Consider the following 16,047-nt stretch of genomic DNA (forward strand, 5'->3'; position numbering starts at 1 on the left):
TGCTTTAACGTTCAATGGCAGTGAGATAACGCGGGGAAATCAAATCATAGCTTTGGCTTCTGACCCAGGCAGAACCTTGCGCATTTAGCGCGGAGGAATAGGCCCAATGTGCTACTGACTTACTGGCTTGGCTATCAAATATAAACCCCGCTTCGCTGGCAATGCTCTGTAAATCATCTTGTTTCTGCTGTTTGCGCTCAAGCCAATTTTCTAGGTGAGTCAGTGATGCCAAATTGTCTGACTTGCTACGATTGCAACTTGCATGGGCCAAGACAAAGTTGTCACCGAGATCGCGTGGGTATGCTGAAAATGGAATGAAATGATCGACATCGGTAGATTGCATGACAACGCCGCAATAGAAGCAATGGTGCCCATCGAGTTTTCTTAACAATTTACCCAGAATCATTAAGTTCGCTCGAGAGGTCTCGAACATGAAAGATTCAAGATCACCAGCCTGCCCCACTATTGAGCGGTTATCTTTATGACTTTTGACATATTCAACCCAGCGCGCACGTGCGAGTTGTTGGATTAATCCTTGAAAGGCCCGTAGGCAATAGACAACGCCGGGTAGCAGCAGGATTTGTCCTTTATCACGCGCATAAATAAACGCGTGGGTTGCTCCGCCGTAGTTTTGTAAATAATTAAGCGGCTGGGCTGATACAACTGTGGCTACCTTCCCTTGCAAAGAACGATACGCCTCATGCGCTTTGGCAGCATTCAGCGTATTAATCCCCATCGAGTACGTGCTTCTAAACTCTGAAATGGCATTCACAATAGCAGCTTGCACGCCATGATTTTGCGCCAGTACTCCAGGAATTGTTTCCGGTAATCCTGAGGTGTAAGGTGTTGTTTGCTTCCAGTACAGTTCAATAAATTTATCCGCAATTAGCCGGTTTGAAACGACAAGTTCTCGCCCATCTTGGACGTCACTTTCAACGGCAATTTCAGTCAGAGCGATCAGTAGCGCATATTTGTAAGTGGCGGAGAAATCACCCTCAGCAAACAAGCGCTGGATTTTTGCAATAAAGTCCAGTTGCTGCTGCGCCGTTGGAATGGAGGTCATCGGGCTGTCCAGTAGTCAGCTTTTTCAGGAATCACATACCGCACCCCGCCGCGTGGGTCTGCCATATCACCGTCAAAACGGGGGATCAGGTGAATGTGCAAATGCGGCACTGTTTGTCCCGCAGCAGGACCATCGTTGATACCGATGTTGTAGGCGTTTGGTTTGAACTCTTGATCCAGCACTAATTTGGCCTGATCCAGCAGTTCAAATAAATCATCACGCTCTTGTTGATTTAGTTCGAAAAACGAACCAATGTGTCGGTGCGGAATGATCAATGTATGGCCGGGAGAGACCGGAAAACCATCACGGATAACAAACCCTGATTCATTTTCTGCAATTACACGTTCAACAGGCATCGCGCAAAAAGGACACGGCATTACACTTTCTCTGGGGTTTTAGGCACTAACAAATTTTCAGGCCAGATAAAATACGGACCAAACTTCGGACTAAATTTAGCTTCTCCACCAGCGGCTTTACCAGATGCAGTTAATTTGGGTTTCCCCTCTGAGAACTCAACCAAACCCTGTGTTACTAGCTGATTAATCAGTTCTTGGGTGTTTTTAAAACCAAGTTTACTTGCTAATTTTGAGCTTGTGAGTTTGCTGCTTTCTGAAGAGTCAGCCTGATTAACCATGCCAGATTTTGGCTCTTCAATATCTACATCAGGCTTTTCCCCGGACGCACTCGCCTTTCGGGCAAGGCCAAATTTGGCAATGTAATCGGTTTTATGGGGCCGATGGTGCCTAGTAAAAACCTCGGCGACATCTTGAAGCGTATCGCTCGAAACGAACTTTGCTAACCCACCAAATACTCGTCCAAAGCTAACATCTTCGGCATTGGTCTTGGTGATCCACTCCAAAATACCGTCCGCTTTGATCACGTTCTTGGTGTCGTATTTCTGTGGACGCGAAATTCGTTGATTTTTGCTGACCATGACGACGCTTATAAAGTCGGGATGCAGTGTTACGCCAAGTCGAGTTGGAAGCGGTAAAGTCTTACTCAAGTCTTTAAGTACCACAATGTGCTTTTCATTCTGCGCCAATGGACTCGGTATACCGAACTTTTTCTTAGGGTATATCGCAGTAAATTCACCGGAGTCATTGATTTCAAGATCTGCGTTGAAATTCTTGGTTTCAATCACGTAGACCTCAAGCATTCGATTAATTAGAAGGTGATCAATCTGAGCAACACGGCCGTTATGCTCAATGCGTAGATCATGAATAACCATCCAGTTTTTTGAGTCCTTCAAATAGAAGTCGACTTCATAGGCACTGTTCTGCTCACCGACTTCGCCTTGTTTAACTCGATATATTTCACTCGAAATATTCTCTCGCTGCTGGGTGGATAAATCACCTCTCTCCAGCAGGAGATTAAGTTCGTTTAACTGGGCTTGCTTTGAGTCAGGGGCCTTCACAATCATTATTCTTACGCCTTGCGATTGAATTTAAGCAAAATTCTAACCTTAATCATTACAGTAAATCCAAAATACTCACTCTTCTACCGCACTGCGCAATTCATGCCACGCAAGATGACTAGGCATCAAGCAAAAGTTCTATTCAAATAGAAACCCCATTGGGGAGTTCACTTTCAACTTTGGCGCCGCAATTGTTCGCAAGTCATCCGCAGGTAGGTGCCTGAGGAAAGTTCGAGCCACTTCGGCGTTGTTGCAGTCTAACCAAGCATCGTAGTCATGTTCAGGGATGATGACCAAGCCCCGTTTTTCATCGTTGGGTTTGTGCATTCGCTTCATCAGTGGGTGATCGTCGGCATTGATGGTGATTTGGGTGAATGAATAGCTTAGTTGGCCGTTTTCTTCTTCCCACGTGCGCCAAATGCCGGCCACAGCAAAGGGTTCATTGCTGGCGAGGCTAATTTGATGGCGTACCGCTTTACCTGATTCGTAGCATGGCTCGAAAAATCCAAGCATCGGCACTAAGCAAAATTGGCTGTTGCGCCATGCTCCGCGATAGCTTTTCAATTCCCAAATCGTTTCAGCCCGTGCATTCATTGTGCTGTAGCGCGTACCTTGCGGGAGCTTGCGCTGCGGTAAGAAGCCATAGTTGGCGATGATGGCTTGGCGTGCCATATCACCCGCAACCAAGATTGGGGCTTGATAGTCTTGCCACACTTCAGCAGGCCAATCTTCATCGGGCGGCGCAGCCTCAAAATGGCTCAACAAGGTTTGCTTCGGGATAGTTAAATAATTAACGCACATCGCAAAAAGAGAACGTTCGTTCTATAATAGTCTGATTCCAGTTCAGATAAGGATACTGCGATGACGAGTTTTTTGCAGGGGCCATTTCCAGTTGATCCCAATCCAGCAGTGCACTACCTGCCTTGGATTGGTGAATCAGTCCCCGCAGGGTTTCCCTCACCTGCTGCCGATTGGGTTGAAGATCGGGTCGATCTCAACCAGCACTTAATTAGCCATCCAGAGGCAACGTTTTACTTTACGGTATCGGGCGATAGCATGGTCAGTCATTTATCCGAGCGTACCATTCCCAATGGAGCGACGCTGGTTGTCGATCGTGCAATTCAAGCCAAACACAATGACATTGTGGTGGCGGCGATTGATGGCGACTTTACCGTGAAGCGGCTGTTCCAACGCGGCAAGCACTTAGCTTTGGTGGCCGAGAATCCCGACTACCCACCCATTGTGCTCGGTGATGAGCAAGAATTATCGGTCTGGGGCGTGGTCATTGCCTGGATTGTGCGCCCGAAATGATTGCGCTGATCGACGTAAACAACTTTTATGTCAGCTGCCAGCGGGTGTTCGAGCCCAAGCTAGAAGGCAAACCCATGGTCGTGTTATCAAATAACGATGGCTGTGTCATTTCACGCTCGGCAGAAGCCAAAGCGCTGGGCGTGAAGATGGGTGCGCCTTGGCATCAATTACGCGAGTTTGCCAAAGAAACCGGCCTGATTGCCTACAGCAGCAACTATGCCCTGTATGCCGATATGAGTAATCGGGTAATGCGGGTGCTTGGGATGTTTAGCCCGCATCAGGAAATCTATTCAATTGACGAGTGTTTCTTGGGTTTAAATGGTATCGGCGGTGATTACACTGAACTCGGTCAAACCCTCAAACAAACAGTGATGCAGTGGACTGGTTTACCCGTGTGCGTCGGGATTGCGCCAACAAAGACGCTCGCCAAACTGGCCAACCACATCGCAAAAAAACGTACTGGGTTTGCTGGTGTATGCGAATGGGCCAAGTTCAGCCCTGATCAACAGTTACAAATTATGCGCGAGATTGAAGTCGGTGAAGTTTGGGGTGTGGGGCGTAAAATCTCGCAACGCTTAAATCAGCAAGGGATCTACAGTGCAGCTGATTTAGCCCAAGCAAATTCGGAGCAAATTCGGGCACGCTATAGCGTGGTACTACAACGTACCGTAGAAGAACTGAATGGCCATCCCTGCATTCAGATCGAAGAAATGCAGCCGGATAAGCAGCAGATCTTATGCTCGCGCTCTTTTGGCCAGCCGATCTATACCGAGCAACAATTGGCCGAAGCGATTAGTACCTATATCGCGCGAGCCGCTGAAAAGCTAAGAATGCAAAAATCTGTAGCAGCCAGCCTCAGTATCTTTATTCGCACAAATCCATTTCGACCGAAAGACCCGCAATACAGTCGGCATGTGATGCTGCCCTTGTCCCAAGCCACTGACGACACCTTAAAACTCACCCAAGTCGCGTTATGGATGTTGGCACGCATTTACCAGCCGGGGTTTAGCTATGCCAAAGCGGGCGTGATGCTCAGCGACCTTCAGCCCAATACCGCGATTCAAGGCCATCTATTCCTGCAAACGGCAGACCCGATGAAACGAGCTGAACTCAATGCCACGATGGATGAAATTAATCGCCGCTGGGGTCGAGGCAGTATTCACCTCGCCAGCGCAGGAGCACATCACGCCTGGAAAATGAAGCAAAACAGTCTGTCGCCGTTTTGGACCACGCGATGGAGTGATTTACCTGTGGTTAAGTAATTGCTTACTTCGTCCTTAACGAGCCTTCAGATTGACACTCAAATATAATTAACCTTCGAAAACCAACAAGAAAGAACAACCATGCGTTTACTCACTCTGATTCTCTGTTTCTGTTGTGCCCCTATTTTTGCGCAACAAATTTCTGGTCAAGTCATTGGCGTCAGTGATGGTGATACGGCTACCGTCCTTACTGGGGATCGTAAACCAGTCAAAATCCGATTAGCTCAAATTGATGCACCAGAAAAAGCACAAGCCTTTGGCGAACGCTCGAAACAATCGCTGTCGGAATTGATTTACGGAAAGAACGTAACCGTTGAGGTTGAAACCACAGACAAATACGGACGGACTGTCGGGAAAATCATGGTTGGCGGTGTAGATGCCAATTTGGAACAAATCAAACGCGGCATGGCGTGGTTTTACGTTCAGTATGGAAAAGATGCGAAATACCGTGATGCAGAAACCAAAGCAAAATTGGCAAAGTTAGGTCTTTGGTCTGAGGCCAATCCAACGGCCCCTTGGGAATGGCGTCACAGCGGCAAAACGACAACAACAAGTAACACTTCACCGTCTACACCTGTTCATAAGCAGCAAAGCAATACAACTAATGCTTCAAGCTTTACCTGTGGCTCAAAACGCTACTGCAAAGAAATGTCATCGTGCGAAGAAGCTAAGTTCTATTTACAGCAATGCGGTGCCACAAAGATCGATGGTGATGGCGACGGAGTTCCGTGCGAGAAACTTTGTAGTTGAACAAATTATCGTTTGTAACTGGAGATTTAAATGGCAAGCCCTCTTTCATTGCTTACTAGCGCTGATGCTGTAAGGGCAGCAATTGCGGAATGTGATCAACTTGGTCGTGATGAATTTTTAAAGAAATATGGGTACAAGAATTCTCGCTTATATCCACTTGAATACCAAGGAAACATCTATGACTCCAAGGCTATTGCCGGTGTGGCATATGGCTACGAGCATGGCACTCCTCTAAAAGCTAGTGAATTCAACGGTGGTGTTGCTACGGTTATTCCTGCCTTGGCACGTTTGGGCTTTAATGTAATGGAAGCAAATAATCCAAGCATAGCCCTTGTAAAAGGAACCACATATTTCCGAAAAGATCTATTGGCGAAATATGGAGGCCAGCTTCAGTGCGGGATTTGGACACCAAAAGAATTTCCGGTTGTTTTGTTATTCACAGGTGATAATGGAAAAAACTATGGATATAGAGACGGCTGGACTGAAGATGGTGTTTTTCTGTACACAGGGGAAGGCCAGACTGGTGATATGACATTTACGAATGGAAATTTAGCAATTCGTGAACATAGAAATAATGGAAAAGACCTTCTTTTATTTGAAGATTTGGGAAAAGGCAAGGGGGTTCGCTACATAGGTTTGTTTGAGTGCGGCTCGTGGCATGAAAAGAATGGCTATGATAAAAAAAATCAAAAAAGGAAGCTTATAATTTTCAATTTAATACCGGTAGAAACTGCAGCAACCGATATTGAAACTCAACTGGAAGCTGTAAATACTAGCCAATCGTTTGAAGATTTAAGAGCAGCAGCATATGCAGCTTCAAAAACAAACAAAGCGGGTTCGAAAGCAAGTGAAACTAAACGCTCATGGTATGAGCGGAGCGCTAAAGTTAGCAATTATGTTCTGAAAAGATCCAAGGGTATCTGCGAAGCTTGCGACCAGCCTGCACCATTTATGAAGAAAAATGGCACTCCATATTTAGAGCCACATCATACACGTCGTCTAGCAGATAACGGACTAGATCACCCTATCTGGGTCGGTGCGATCTGTCCTACATGCCATCGGCGTATTCACTCTGGTCAGGACGGTATTGAGTGGAATAAGCAGCTTCAGACGCGCTTGAAGAAAAAAGAAGAAGAAATTGGCCTTCTACCTACTGAGTAGCGATCAATTTCTCGGTGGATTACCTACTGAACAGCTGCCAAGCCAATTGCATAGTTTCATGACCGAATACGATATGACGAAGAGCGCTGTACGTGATACACAAACTAACAGCTCAAAAAATTACCCAACGGGAAGCAAGGTGCTCCTTGCTCCTGCTCGGGATTATTCAAACAGTCAATCTGTGTTTTTTTGTACGCCGTAACCGAGCACAGCTCCAGCTTCTAGAGTGACTAACAACGGCGCGACAGTGGGAGCGCCCCCCCAAGTGGATACAAGCCCAACAGAAGTCATGCCTGCACTTGCAGTTGATGTCGCAACCGAAGAGGTCCGCACGCTGGGCATGATGACTCGATCTGCCATCATGCGACCTACTACGGCTGGAATGGCTAACGTGGCTTTGGTTAATGCTGTTGCAGCAATCAGTTTGCTGACTTGTTGGCTGTGGTGAATACCCATGATGCACCACGTTACAAAGTGCTCGAAGATATTGAGCAGTACATCGTACCAATCCTCACCAAGCCTTGATCTGGCACGCTCTACGCTTTCCTCACGGCTGTACTTGCGGATTGCATAGTTTTGCTTGGTGTAGCCATTGCCTTGGCAAAACTCATCCAGACTAACAATTTCAATCAAACCAGATTGACCTTGACACAGCTATGAGCCGGAATAATGGATGACTTGGTTGTGGCCGGTACAAAGGCCATGGTGTGAATAGGCACCTATTGATACCTGAAGGCAAGCACCTAGTCTGGCATGTCGCTTATGGGCGATTACTTTCGTCCTGCTGGATTTTTCTTGACAACTTTGAGCACGATATTGTCCAAAGCAACCACTTTCAATTCGTAGCCTTTTTTGTTTCCGGTTCGGGCGATGATTTCTCCCCAGGCATAAACCTTCAGGTAGTGACCCGACTTCGATGCTTGCTCAATACGATCCATTAGCAAGGCTCCGCGCCGCGCTTGCTTAAGACGTTTGACGGGCAAGGTGATTGTTAGCGACTTATTCTCTGCCACTTCGGGAAAATGATCACATTCATCCATGAAGTTTATGAAATAGTGAGTCGGTTCTTTCTCAGGCCAAGCCTTCACACAAGCACCACCGTACACCACTCGCGTACCGTTTTCTTCTTCGGTTATGGTAATGATGCGAAGGCATAGTTGATGGTATGTGAGTGTTCGACCATTGACAGTAACTTGATGGGAGCGGCGCGTTTCTCGATCCATATTCGACCAACAATCGATCAGTTTCTCCAAGCGAGATGTGGTCGAGATTCCTGCACGAATACTGACTTGATCAGCACTCCCCTGATCAGTTTCTTTAAAAACAATCGCTGGCGGACACGCATCTCCGGAAGCTGCTCCCAATATGGAGTCACAGTGGCGCGGTTCGAAGACATCGACAACGTTAGTCGCCTTTGGGCGTGAATGACGAACATAATCGCTCTCATATCCACTTGGACTCTCTTGCCGCCTGCCCACGTCGCTCATAACCCACACACATGTATCGATGTGAGGATGTTTAGCGTGGGATTTGAAGTGTGGTTGCTGGTACTTGTCAGACTCTTCCGCGTCCTTGTCATAATTCACTCCCACCACGAGTGGTTTTTTCGTAGCACGGCACATGGCGTCTGAGCAACGGAATTCAAAGCGATGCCGATTGCCTGCTGGTTGTGCGAAGTATTCTTCCTGCGCTTCGTAGATTTCAACTACGCCCCCAAGTTCTTCGCAATAAGCTTCAAGAATTTCCAAAGTTGGCCTCCTTCTAAGGCTTCACCGTTAAGTAATGCTATCCATCGCTAATATCAATCGACTTTTTGCTACTTGCTATTTTTTCGGCCTATCGCCCAGAATCCAAGTTGCGATGGAAGACCAGAACCCCGTTGGACGATCAGTAGGTTGTGGAGCGCGAGTGCTTGACTTCATGTGATCAGAAAGTTGAGCTTTCTGTACTTGGTCCAAAGTGTTCTCCTGACTATAGAAGCTAACTTTGGCCACTTTGTCCCGTAGGTGCGCAGCATTTACCCGCGCGGTACTCCAAGGCTCGGCCTCAATCACTCGCCCTCGCCGGATGATGTAGTGTGAACGACACGGCAGCTGCCAGTTGCCAATAGAAGGCGTCATTGAGACCGAATCCCCGTCGTAACTTATTTTCCAGTCGGTTGGGGACAGAGGCGTTACGACTTGCTCCCCGCAACCACAGCAGCAACAATGAACTGCGGTGCCGTAGTCCAACGACACGTAGAGTACGCCAGTCTCAAGTTCTCGCGGGATGCTACGTACAAACAGGGGTTTAAGAACGTGGATGCGCATCATAGTTGGTCACCATTGAGCAGTAAGCTTCCGTCCGTCGTATATGTGCTGTGATGCTCGCGTTCTAAATCTCGGTAGAAGCCCTTTAACTTTTTCCATTTGATGACCGCCAAAACAGCATTGAGTGCGTTAAGATCGGCGACTTGGATGTTTGAGGAATAGATGTCACGCTCACCCCCGCCAGCAAACGAAATGCGCCCTCCATGGACATGATCGCGCTTTTCCGGTGTGCTAGTTGTTACCCGCAGAATGCCACCCAGACTACCGTCGACCAATTCAAGCCCCATCCCGACGTCGATAAATCCCACACCCAACGCCTCAAGTTTCTGCACCACGCTCCGCTTTTCTTCACCTGCATCCATACAAAGGAACGCAAAAGTAGTGCCGTCAAGCAGTGCAAGATTGGAGTTATCGAGCTTGACTGAATGGGCGACAAGCCCGCGGTGCATCTTCTCGTAGATGCCTTTGAGATAATTGACCTTTTTCGGTGCATCCCGCAGTTCTTCCAACGATGGCGCTCCAGGAGCGCGGAAGGCGTTGTGCTGCAAGAACTCATCGGCGTCGAATAGGCGAATCTCACGCACCGGTGTTTTAGTTACCAGATCCACGATATAACTACCCGTACCACCAGTACCGATAACCGCAACGACTTCACCCTCGAGCTTGGCGGACAGCTCACCGATTCCCGCCCGATCAGTTGCAGTATCAATGTAATTGAATACGGTATCGGTCTCCGAATCATCGGATGCTCGGAAAATACGTGGGCTGCGCCCAGGCTGCAGTACTGCAGCCGGGCCCGCAAGGATAGAAGCGTAGGTAGACATTTTCTCGTGGAAGTTTGCGTAGCCATCTGATCGAGGCTTGCTCGAGAAAGAGTGCCGTGCGCTGACGCCATGACCCAGATTGGTTGGTTGGGATTGATGCGCAATTTCCTGAAGCAGGGTGCCATCGGCTCGGCACGGAAAGTCACCGTCCCAATACATAACGTGGGTCGAGGGTTTGCTGGTCACGTCCCCTGCCAAGTCCAAAGGACACACTAACGTTCCCGTCCGGATCTGCTTCTGGGAGTCGACGTAAGGTACTTCGCGCATAACCAGTAAACCGCCTAGGATTTGCATGAAGTAACCGTCTTCACGGAGCTGACGAAGGTCAGAATTAAGACTGAACAGTTTTTGTGACATTGAAGATTGTCCCTTTATAATTGACTTCAACCGAACCGCCTTCGGCAAGCTCCCCTGCATGAGGCTTTGATGCAGCATGGCGATAGGTCATGGAGTAACGAACATTGGGTTCGATGGGGGCACCAGGAAAAGCCAGTTGCACCACCTGCTCGAAGGTGACACGCTTATCTGACACCGACTCTTCACGCGCATTCACAACGATTGTGTAGCCCTGAACCGGGTTCGGTGCAGTGATGAAACGCTCCACGCCAGATCCGTCGAGAGCAACGAGGTCGTTCGGTTCAATCAGTCGATCCGAGCCACCTCGGACATCAAGAAATACAGCCTGATCCTCGCCAATACCGGAAAGGGCGTAAAGAACAGCCCCAGGAATGGTGGGTTGCCCCCAGATCAGCTGACGATCATTGAGCGTGAGTTTGAAATTCCTGTCGGTACGAAAGGCAATGAAGCGTTCTGCCCCTTTCCCACGCAGGTCGAAGGTCTCATTGAGGGACACTTCTTCAAAGTCCCCGGATACCCGGATGGCGCACAACGTAAAGTCAGCACGATCATCCAGACCCGCAGCAGACAGAATTTGCCGCCCTGTCGGAATGGGGTCGGTCACTGCGATTGGCTGAAACTCTACGCCATCGCGGGCGAGGTAAATGCGGTAGGCTTGAGCCGACTTCAGTGGTCGGTTTTCCCGCACTGCCTGGCCCACATCATCAATATCGTCGTTGGTGTTCATATCAGATCCTTTTAAGTTATGAGCCAGTGATTTCTGACTACATAGGCTTAATCGAACTGATCGAAGGACGCCGGTAAAAAATTTTTTAGAACGACTTACACAGCGTGCCGGATGGCATCGCTCCACAAACGAAGAATGCCGGGCACCCAGGGCAGTTGTATTCAGAGCGCTCAGCCCCGAAGTGACCGGCTTGGATATCCCTCAACATGTCCTCCAGCTTGCCAAGGCTATTGGTCAGCTGCCTCGGTGTGAGGCTCAACGGCTTGATTTGCTGATCTGCGAGATAAACCACCTCTACAGCGGCGCTTGGAAATACATGTTGGGTGGCTAACAGAGTAGCTGCCGTGGCGAGATCTGTAGGGTCTTTACGCGGAGAGTGTCCCGTTCGTATATTTCGTAAAGTCTGAACTCCATCCTTGATCAAGACTTCATCTGGTCGGACGGTAATTTGCTGATTACCGAAGGCTAGACTTAGTGTTTGCGTAGCCTCTGCAGTAGCACCGTATCGGGACGCCAAAAAAAACTGGATCATGTCTGTGGCTATAGAGTGATACTCGGCACCATAGCCATGTGAGTTCAAGTCATGTGCCGCAAGCACGGTATCCAGCTCATCTTCCCACCCCAACGATTGGTTCTTTTCGATTACAGACTGGCATACTGAACGTACTACCTCATGCATCTTCATAAAGGCGCTTGCCTGACGCCGCCCCCCCACCTGTAGCAAGTGGGTGTAGAGAAAACGTCGCGGGCATTTTTCATAGAGCGCGGCAGCTTGTGCGCTAAAGCTGACCAGTCCAGAAAACTCTACGGGCACAGGAATTGTATCGAGGGCAGGCGGCAAACGAAGTTTGGGAGCAACTAATGTCGGCTGTATCGGGCCGAGCCGAGCCAGAAACTCTGAGAGGGGGCGCTGGGATCCGTTTGCTTTGGCTTGTGCAGCATACATAAGCAGCCGATCGCGTGCACGTGACATTGCCACATAGAAAAGACATTCCTTTTCCTGTGCCTGAGCATCACGCTCGGTCTCCTCCGATGAGGCAGCTGTCCCTGCGATCATCCCCTCAGGTATGGGACACTTGGGGGGTTTATACGCACCTGGCATACCATCCTTATTCATACCGGTTAGATGGACGATGGGGAATTCTAAGCCCTTCGCACCGTGAATGGTCATTAACCGAACGGCATCGATACCTTGTGCCGCAGCCGGGAGTTGCCGCAGATCACGATCATCGCGCAACTTGAGTAACCGGCGGATACGATCCATAAGGCGCACGATAGGCAAACCCTGCCCAGGTGGTTGTCCCCTCACGAAATTCAGGAATTGCCACGTTGCAATGCCTTGCGCTTGATCAGCAATTCGGTCTGATGCCGCTATGCGTGCAGCCATTCGGGTACGATCGAGAAGGATCGTGGCCAGAACCATCCAGGGCGGTGAGGCGGCATCAAACCCTGTCAAAGCTGAGGAAAGCGTAACTAGAGCGGTTTGTCCCGAGGGTGAGAGATGAGCTGCGGCCGAAGTCCAATCGCCTGGTGTCGCATTCGTCGTTCGGAGATGCTCGAACAAATGCACCACATCCTCAAGACACATAGCAAACTCAGGCCAGCAAGCGATGCGCACCATGCCCATTGCACGCCTGTCGGTGAGTAGCGACAAGAAGGACATCAAATCTTTGATTTCCTGACGCTCGAAGAGGCTTCCAAGAAACAACACGGGTATCCCTAGTCGTTCGAGATCCTGCCCCAACTCCGCCAGTTTGTCATTGCCCCGACAAAGTACTGCTTGATCACGGTAAGAGTAGCCCTCTCGTCGCATCAGCTCAATGTTCTCAGCTAGCGCGGCGCTGGTAAGATCCCCCGTAGCAACCAAACACAATTCAGGGGGCAAACCTTGAGATGCACGTTCAGCCTCCAGCCGGCTATGTTCACCTCCAGCATGCATATCGGCCGCAAAGGCAGAGAAAGCCTTCACAACTTCTGGAACAGACCGATAGTTCTGTTCCAAAAAAGCTGTCTGCCCACCGGAAAAGTCCTCGCGTCCGAAACGCGAAATATTGAACGATGACGCACCTCGGAAACGATAAATCGACTGCTTGCCGTCACCAACAACCCACAAGTTGTGACCATCTGGCCTCAGTGCAGTCAGCAATCGAACACTGGAACGATTAACGTCCTGGTACTCGTCCACAAGTACATGATCGTAGGTCTGCTGTAACTGCAAACGGACCGAATCATTCGATTCCAGTAACTGGACTGGCCGCAGGACCAGATCCCCAAAATCAACGCAACCGGCTTGCTTTTTCAACGATTCATAAGCGTCGTATACCGTTGCTACCTCTAATACGCGCTCAGCATTTTCGACTTCCGCCGGGCTCCTAGCTGAATCAGCCATTTGCTGGGCAAGAGCTCGGTACAGGGTGGCATCGTATACCTCATCCTTCGCACGCGATATGGCATTTAGGAGATCGGCTATCAGCTGCGAGGGGTCGTACACATCGCGATAGTGGACCAAGCCTAACCGTGAGAACTCCTGCTCGAGCAGTTCAACAGCTTCGGTTCGATCCATAAGGCGTGGATCCTCCGGCAGGTCGGTCTGGTCAAAAAATCGACGGAGGATATCCAGACCGAACCGGTGAAAGGTGCCGACCCAAAGCGCGGCAGCGGCAGCGGGGCGTGTTCTTGCGAGCCTCTCGGCCATCTCAGCGGCAGCTCGATTAGAAAACGTTAGCAGGAGAATGCGACGAGGATCAACTCCCTCGTCCAGCAAGCTCTCCACACGTGCGATTAGTGTACGTGTCTTTCCAGTTCCAGGCCCTGCCTGAAGTAAGTAGGCAGACCCACGATGCTCAGCTGCTTGGCGTTGCATCTCGTTCAAGGGAATATCTACCGTCTGCGACGGGGCTTCGGATACCACATTTGGCAAAAGCAAAGCATCAAGCATTTGCTGTGCAACCACCGCAAATGGCGCACCGATCCGGGCCGCAATATCGCTACACGTCATCGCCTGCGATAGATGCAACTCTCGTATAACTGGACGCGGCAGCAAGAATTCGCGAGCAAAGAGGTCCATTTGCACCTCACGACGCTGTCGATGGCTGTAGTCGACGACGCGATCCACCCCTTGTGGAGTTGTTTCGCCCGTACGATCCATATCAATCGCATACGGCCCTTCGTCGTCTTCATTATCGCCTAGTTCGACGTGGCCAATTTCATGTGCGACTAGAAAGGCCTGCTCAAAGGACGATCCAGCGTCTTCGTGAATGATAAGCCGAGCATCACGATCAAAGAACGCTCGCCCACCATCCAATATATCGGCACCCGGTACGCACTTCTCGACTGTAAGGCCTCGATGTTTTGCTTCTGCGACGGTGAAGTCGTACGGTGCCCAAGGATCATGTCCTAGGCGGACAACTTCCCTATGCAGCTCCGCTGCACGCTGCCGAGCAAGCTCGAGCGCATCCATTTATTCGCCCCGTTCAATCAACGATTGAATGCGATCCGCCTGGACACCAGCGTCACTCAAAACCTTCTCGAGCGACACCTTGACCGCAGTGGTTGGTTTTACACGAGATTTGCTTTGCCGTGCGGCAGACACCATTGCCGGTTGCAGCAAGAAGGCGCTTAGCTGCTCCATCGACGTCGAGAGCGCCCCAGCTAAACGTTCAAGAAAACGCGTTGGCACCGAAGCAAGATCGACTCGACGTTCCCTAAATGCCACCATGACAGACAGGGGAAGTTGCATAAGTTCTGCAGCCCCATTGAAGGCTTGTGGAGCCAAGCTCTCGGACGTCTGCTTTACCATCACACCTTGATAACGTGCGATGGCAACATCCACGCGCTGCATCTCTGCAGCTGACAAGGGCTCATCTGAGAAGGAGCGATGCAGCTCTCGTGAGATATCTACAAGGTCATGAGCAAATTGGGGATATGCGGCGAGATAGCGTAGTAGTGTGTCGCGCCCCGTCTCATCTTCCACGGCAAAGGCATAGAGAACTTCGTCCTTGGTCATTTGATTCATTACAAGCCTTCCTTCCGCTCAAGGCGTCGCCGTAACGTCGCGAAGGCTCGATCGCGCTGGTTACGAATGGTTTTGTCCACCTTGCCCAAGGCTTTGCTGATCGTAAGGATACTTGGGTCGCTCGATACGATTGGAGTTTCTAAGCGCAACATTTCAATAATTTGTTTCTGCAAAGGTGGTAGCGCATCAATCGCTTCATCTAGCAAAAGCCGGTAATCTTTTTTATCAAGTTCTTCTGGATCATATGGATCATAGTGCTCGATCGCACGCTCCACTTCCTCGGAGATATCTTCATCCTCGTTCTCCAGTGGAGTTGAGCGATTTTGCTCAATCCACACTTGAGAACTAGCATCCATGCGATCTTTTGCGAGTGCTTGGTTAAAATTAATCTCGAAGTAATCGAGCTTATCTTCGTACTCAGCTTGGTCAGCAAGGAGTCGATCCACAAACGCGTCCATTACGCGGTCACGAATAGCTAGGAGTCCGGAATCTGTGCTCATTCCATCCGAACTGTCGGCTCTCGGTAAGAGGCGTAGCAAACGGCTCATTAAAATCCTGAGCAGCAGGTCATGATGAACTGCGTTAGCGCTGGTCGTTCGGACGAAATATAAGAGTGCCTCTGGGCTTACAAAGCCATTGGCTGACTTGGACCATATCTCACAACGTTCAACAAGCTTAGAGGGTTCGAGCCGTTCAAGTTCCGAAATTTCTAGCTCCACCGCCTGGCGTCGCACATACGGGGCGCCCCCCACTGTTTTTTTCCGCAAAGGCCGTATCATGGCCAGCTTCCCCCGAGGAGGTTCTTGATGCGCAAATCTTACGCGAAATCGAATAAACAACAAACATCCACCACG

16 protein-coding genes are annotated in these 16,047 nt (G+C 49.7%); 4 read left to right on the forward strand and 12 right to left on the reverse strand.

What is annotated here, in order from left to right; all coding sequences use genetic code 11:
* Positions 1–4: 4 nt before the first annotated feature.
* The 4 genes from HZU75_RS04540 to HZU75_RS04555 all read right to left on the reverse strand — a co-directional run bounded on the left by HZU75_RS04540 (position 5) and on the right by HZU75_RS04555 (position 3,278).
* Positions 5–1,063: an HNH endonuclease gene (locus HZU75_RS04540; RefSeq protein ID WP_180307989.1), complete on the reverse strand. Its 1,059-nt coding sequence runs from the start codon at positions 1,061–1,063 to the stop codon at positions 5–7.
* A complete protein-coding gene (locus HZU75_RS04545) occupies positions 1,060–1,440 on the reverse strand; it encodes an HIT family protein (protein WP_180307990.1) in 381 nt (126 codons plus the stop codon). Before HZU75_RS04545 ends, HZU75_RS04540 begins: the two co-directional genes overlap by 4 nt.
* Positions 1,440–2,483, reverse strand: a complete 1,044-nt coding sequence (locus HZU75_RS17295) for a nuclease-related domain-containing protein (protein WP_228028189.1) — start codon at positions 2,481–2,483, stop codon at positions 1,440–1,442. The genes HZU75_RS04545 and HZU75_RS17295 overlap by 1 nt, the downstream gene beginning before the upstream one ends.
* A gap of 132 nt (positions 2,484–2,615) precedes the next feature.
* On the reverse strand, positions 2,616–3,278 hold the full coding sequence (locus tag HZU75_RS04555) for an SOS response-associated peptidase (RefSeq protein ID WP_180307991.1): 663 nt from the start codon (positions 3,276–3,278) through the stop codon (positions 2,616–2,618).
* A 60-nt stretch (positions 3,279–3,338) separates the two neighbouring features.
* Between HZU75_RS04555 and HZU75_RS04560 the strand changes: the two genes are divergently transcribed.
* From HZU75_RS04560 to HZU75_RS04575, 4 genes are all read left to right on the forward strand, one after another.
* A complete protein-coding gene (locus tag HZU75_RS04560; RefSeq protein ID WP_180307992.1) occupies positions 3,339–3,788 on the forward strand; it encodes a LexA family protein in 450 nt (149 codons plus the stop codon).
* Complete coding sequence (locus tag HZU75_RS04565; RefSeq protein ID WP_180307993.1) at positions 3,785–5,050, forward strand: Y-family DNA polymerase; 1,266 nt, start codon at positions 3,785–3,787, stop codon at positions 5,048–5,050. The genes HZU75_RS04560 and HZU75_RS04565 overlap by 4 nt, the downstream gene beginning before the upstream one ends.
* Positions 5,051–5,131: 81 nt before the next feature.
* Entirely contained in the window at positions 5,132–5,800 is a 669-nt protein-coding gene (locus HZU75_RS04570; RefSeq protein WP_180307994.1) for a thermonuclease family protein, read from the forward strand.
* 30 nt (positions 5,801–5,830) lie between these two features.
* Positions 5,831–6,961 carry an HNH endonuclease gene (locus HZU75_RS04575; protein ID WP_180307995.1) on the forward strand — a complete coding sequence of 377 codons (1,131 nt, stop codon included), beginning with the start codon at positions 5,831–5,833 and terminating at the stop codon, positions 6,959–6,961.
* A gap of 174 nt (positions 6,962–7,135) precedes the next feature.
* On the opposite strand, the gene HZU75_RS04580 is transcribed toward HZU75_RS04575, so the two are convergent.
* From HZU75_RS04580 to HZU75_RS04610, 8 genes are all read right to left on the reverse strand, one after another.
* Positions 7,136–7,594, reverse strand: a complete 459-nt coding sequence (locus HZU75_RS04580) for a lecithin retinol acyltransferase family protein (protein ID WP_180307996.1) — start codon at positions 7,592–7,594, stop codon at positions 7,136–7,138.
* Between the two features lie 137 nt (positions 7,595–7,731).
* Positions 7,732–8,709: a hypothetical protein gene (locus HZU75_RS17300; protein ID WP_228028191.1), complete on the reverse strand. Its 978-nt coding sequence runs from the start codon at positions 8,707–8,709 to the stop codon at positions 7,732–7,734.
* 75 nt (positions 8,710–8,784) lie between these two features.
* Positions 8,785–9,273, reverse strand: a complete 489-nt coding sequence (locus HZU75_RS17705) for a ubiquitination-like system serine protease family protein (protein ID WP_373279633.1) — start codon at positions 9,271–9,273, stop codon at positions 8,785–8,787.
* Complete coding sequence (locus tag HZU75_RS04590; RefSeq protein WP_180307997.1) at positions 9,270–10,451, reverse strand: ThiF family adenylyltransferase; 1,182 nt, start codon at positions 10,449–10,451, stop codon at positions 9,270–9,272. Before HZU75_RS04590 ends, HZU75_RS17705 begins: the two co-directional genes overlap by 4 nt.
* Entirely contained in the window at positions 10,426–11,178 is a 753-nt protein-coding gene (locus HZU75_RS04595; protein WP_180307998.1) for a multiubiquitin domain-containing protein, read from the reverse strand. The genes HZU75_RS04590 and HZU75_RS04595 overlap by 26 nt, the downstream gene beginning before the upstream one ends.
* Positions 11,179–11,263: 85 nt before the next feature.
* Positions 11,264–14,638: a UvrD-helicase domain-containing protein gene (locus HZU75_RS04600; RefSeq protein WP_180307999.1), complete on the reverse strand. Its 3,375-nt coding sequence runs from the start codon at positions 14,636–14,638 to the stop codon at positions 11,264–11,266.
* Positions 14,639–15,193: a hypothetical protein gene (locus HZU75_RS04605; RefSeq protein ID WP_180308000.1), complete on the reverse strand. Its 555-nt coding sequence runs from the start codon at positions 15,191–15,193 to the stop codon at positions 14,639–14,641.
* Positions 15,193–15,741, reverse strand: coding sequence for an RNA polymerase sigma factor (locus tag HZU75_RS04610; RefSeq protein ID WP_228028192.1), 549 nt, complete (start codon positions 15,739–15,741; stop codon positions 15,193–15,195). The genes HZU75_RS04605 and HZU75_RS04610 overlap by 1 nt, the downstream gene beginning before the upstream one ends.
* Between the last annotated feature and the right edge of the window lie 306 nt (positions 15,742–16,047).

This window comes from Chitinibacter fontanus, assembly GCF_013423785.1.
In the GTDB taxonomy this organism is placed as follows: domain Bacteria; phylum Pseudomonadota; class Gammaproteobacteria; order Burkholderiales; family Chitinibacteraceae; genus Chitinibacter; species Chitinibacter fontanus.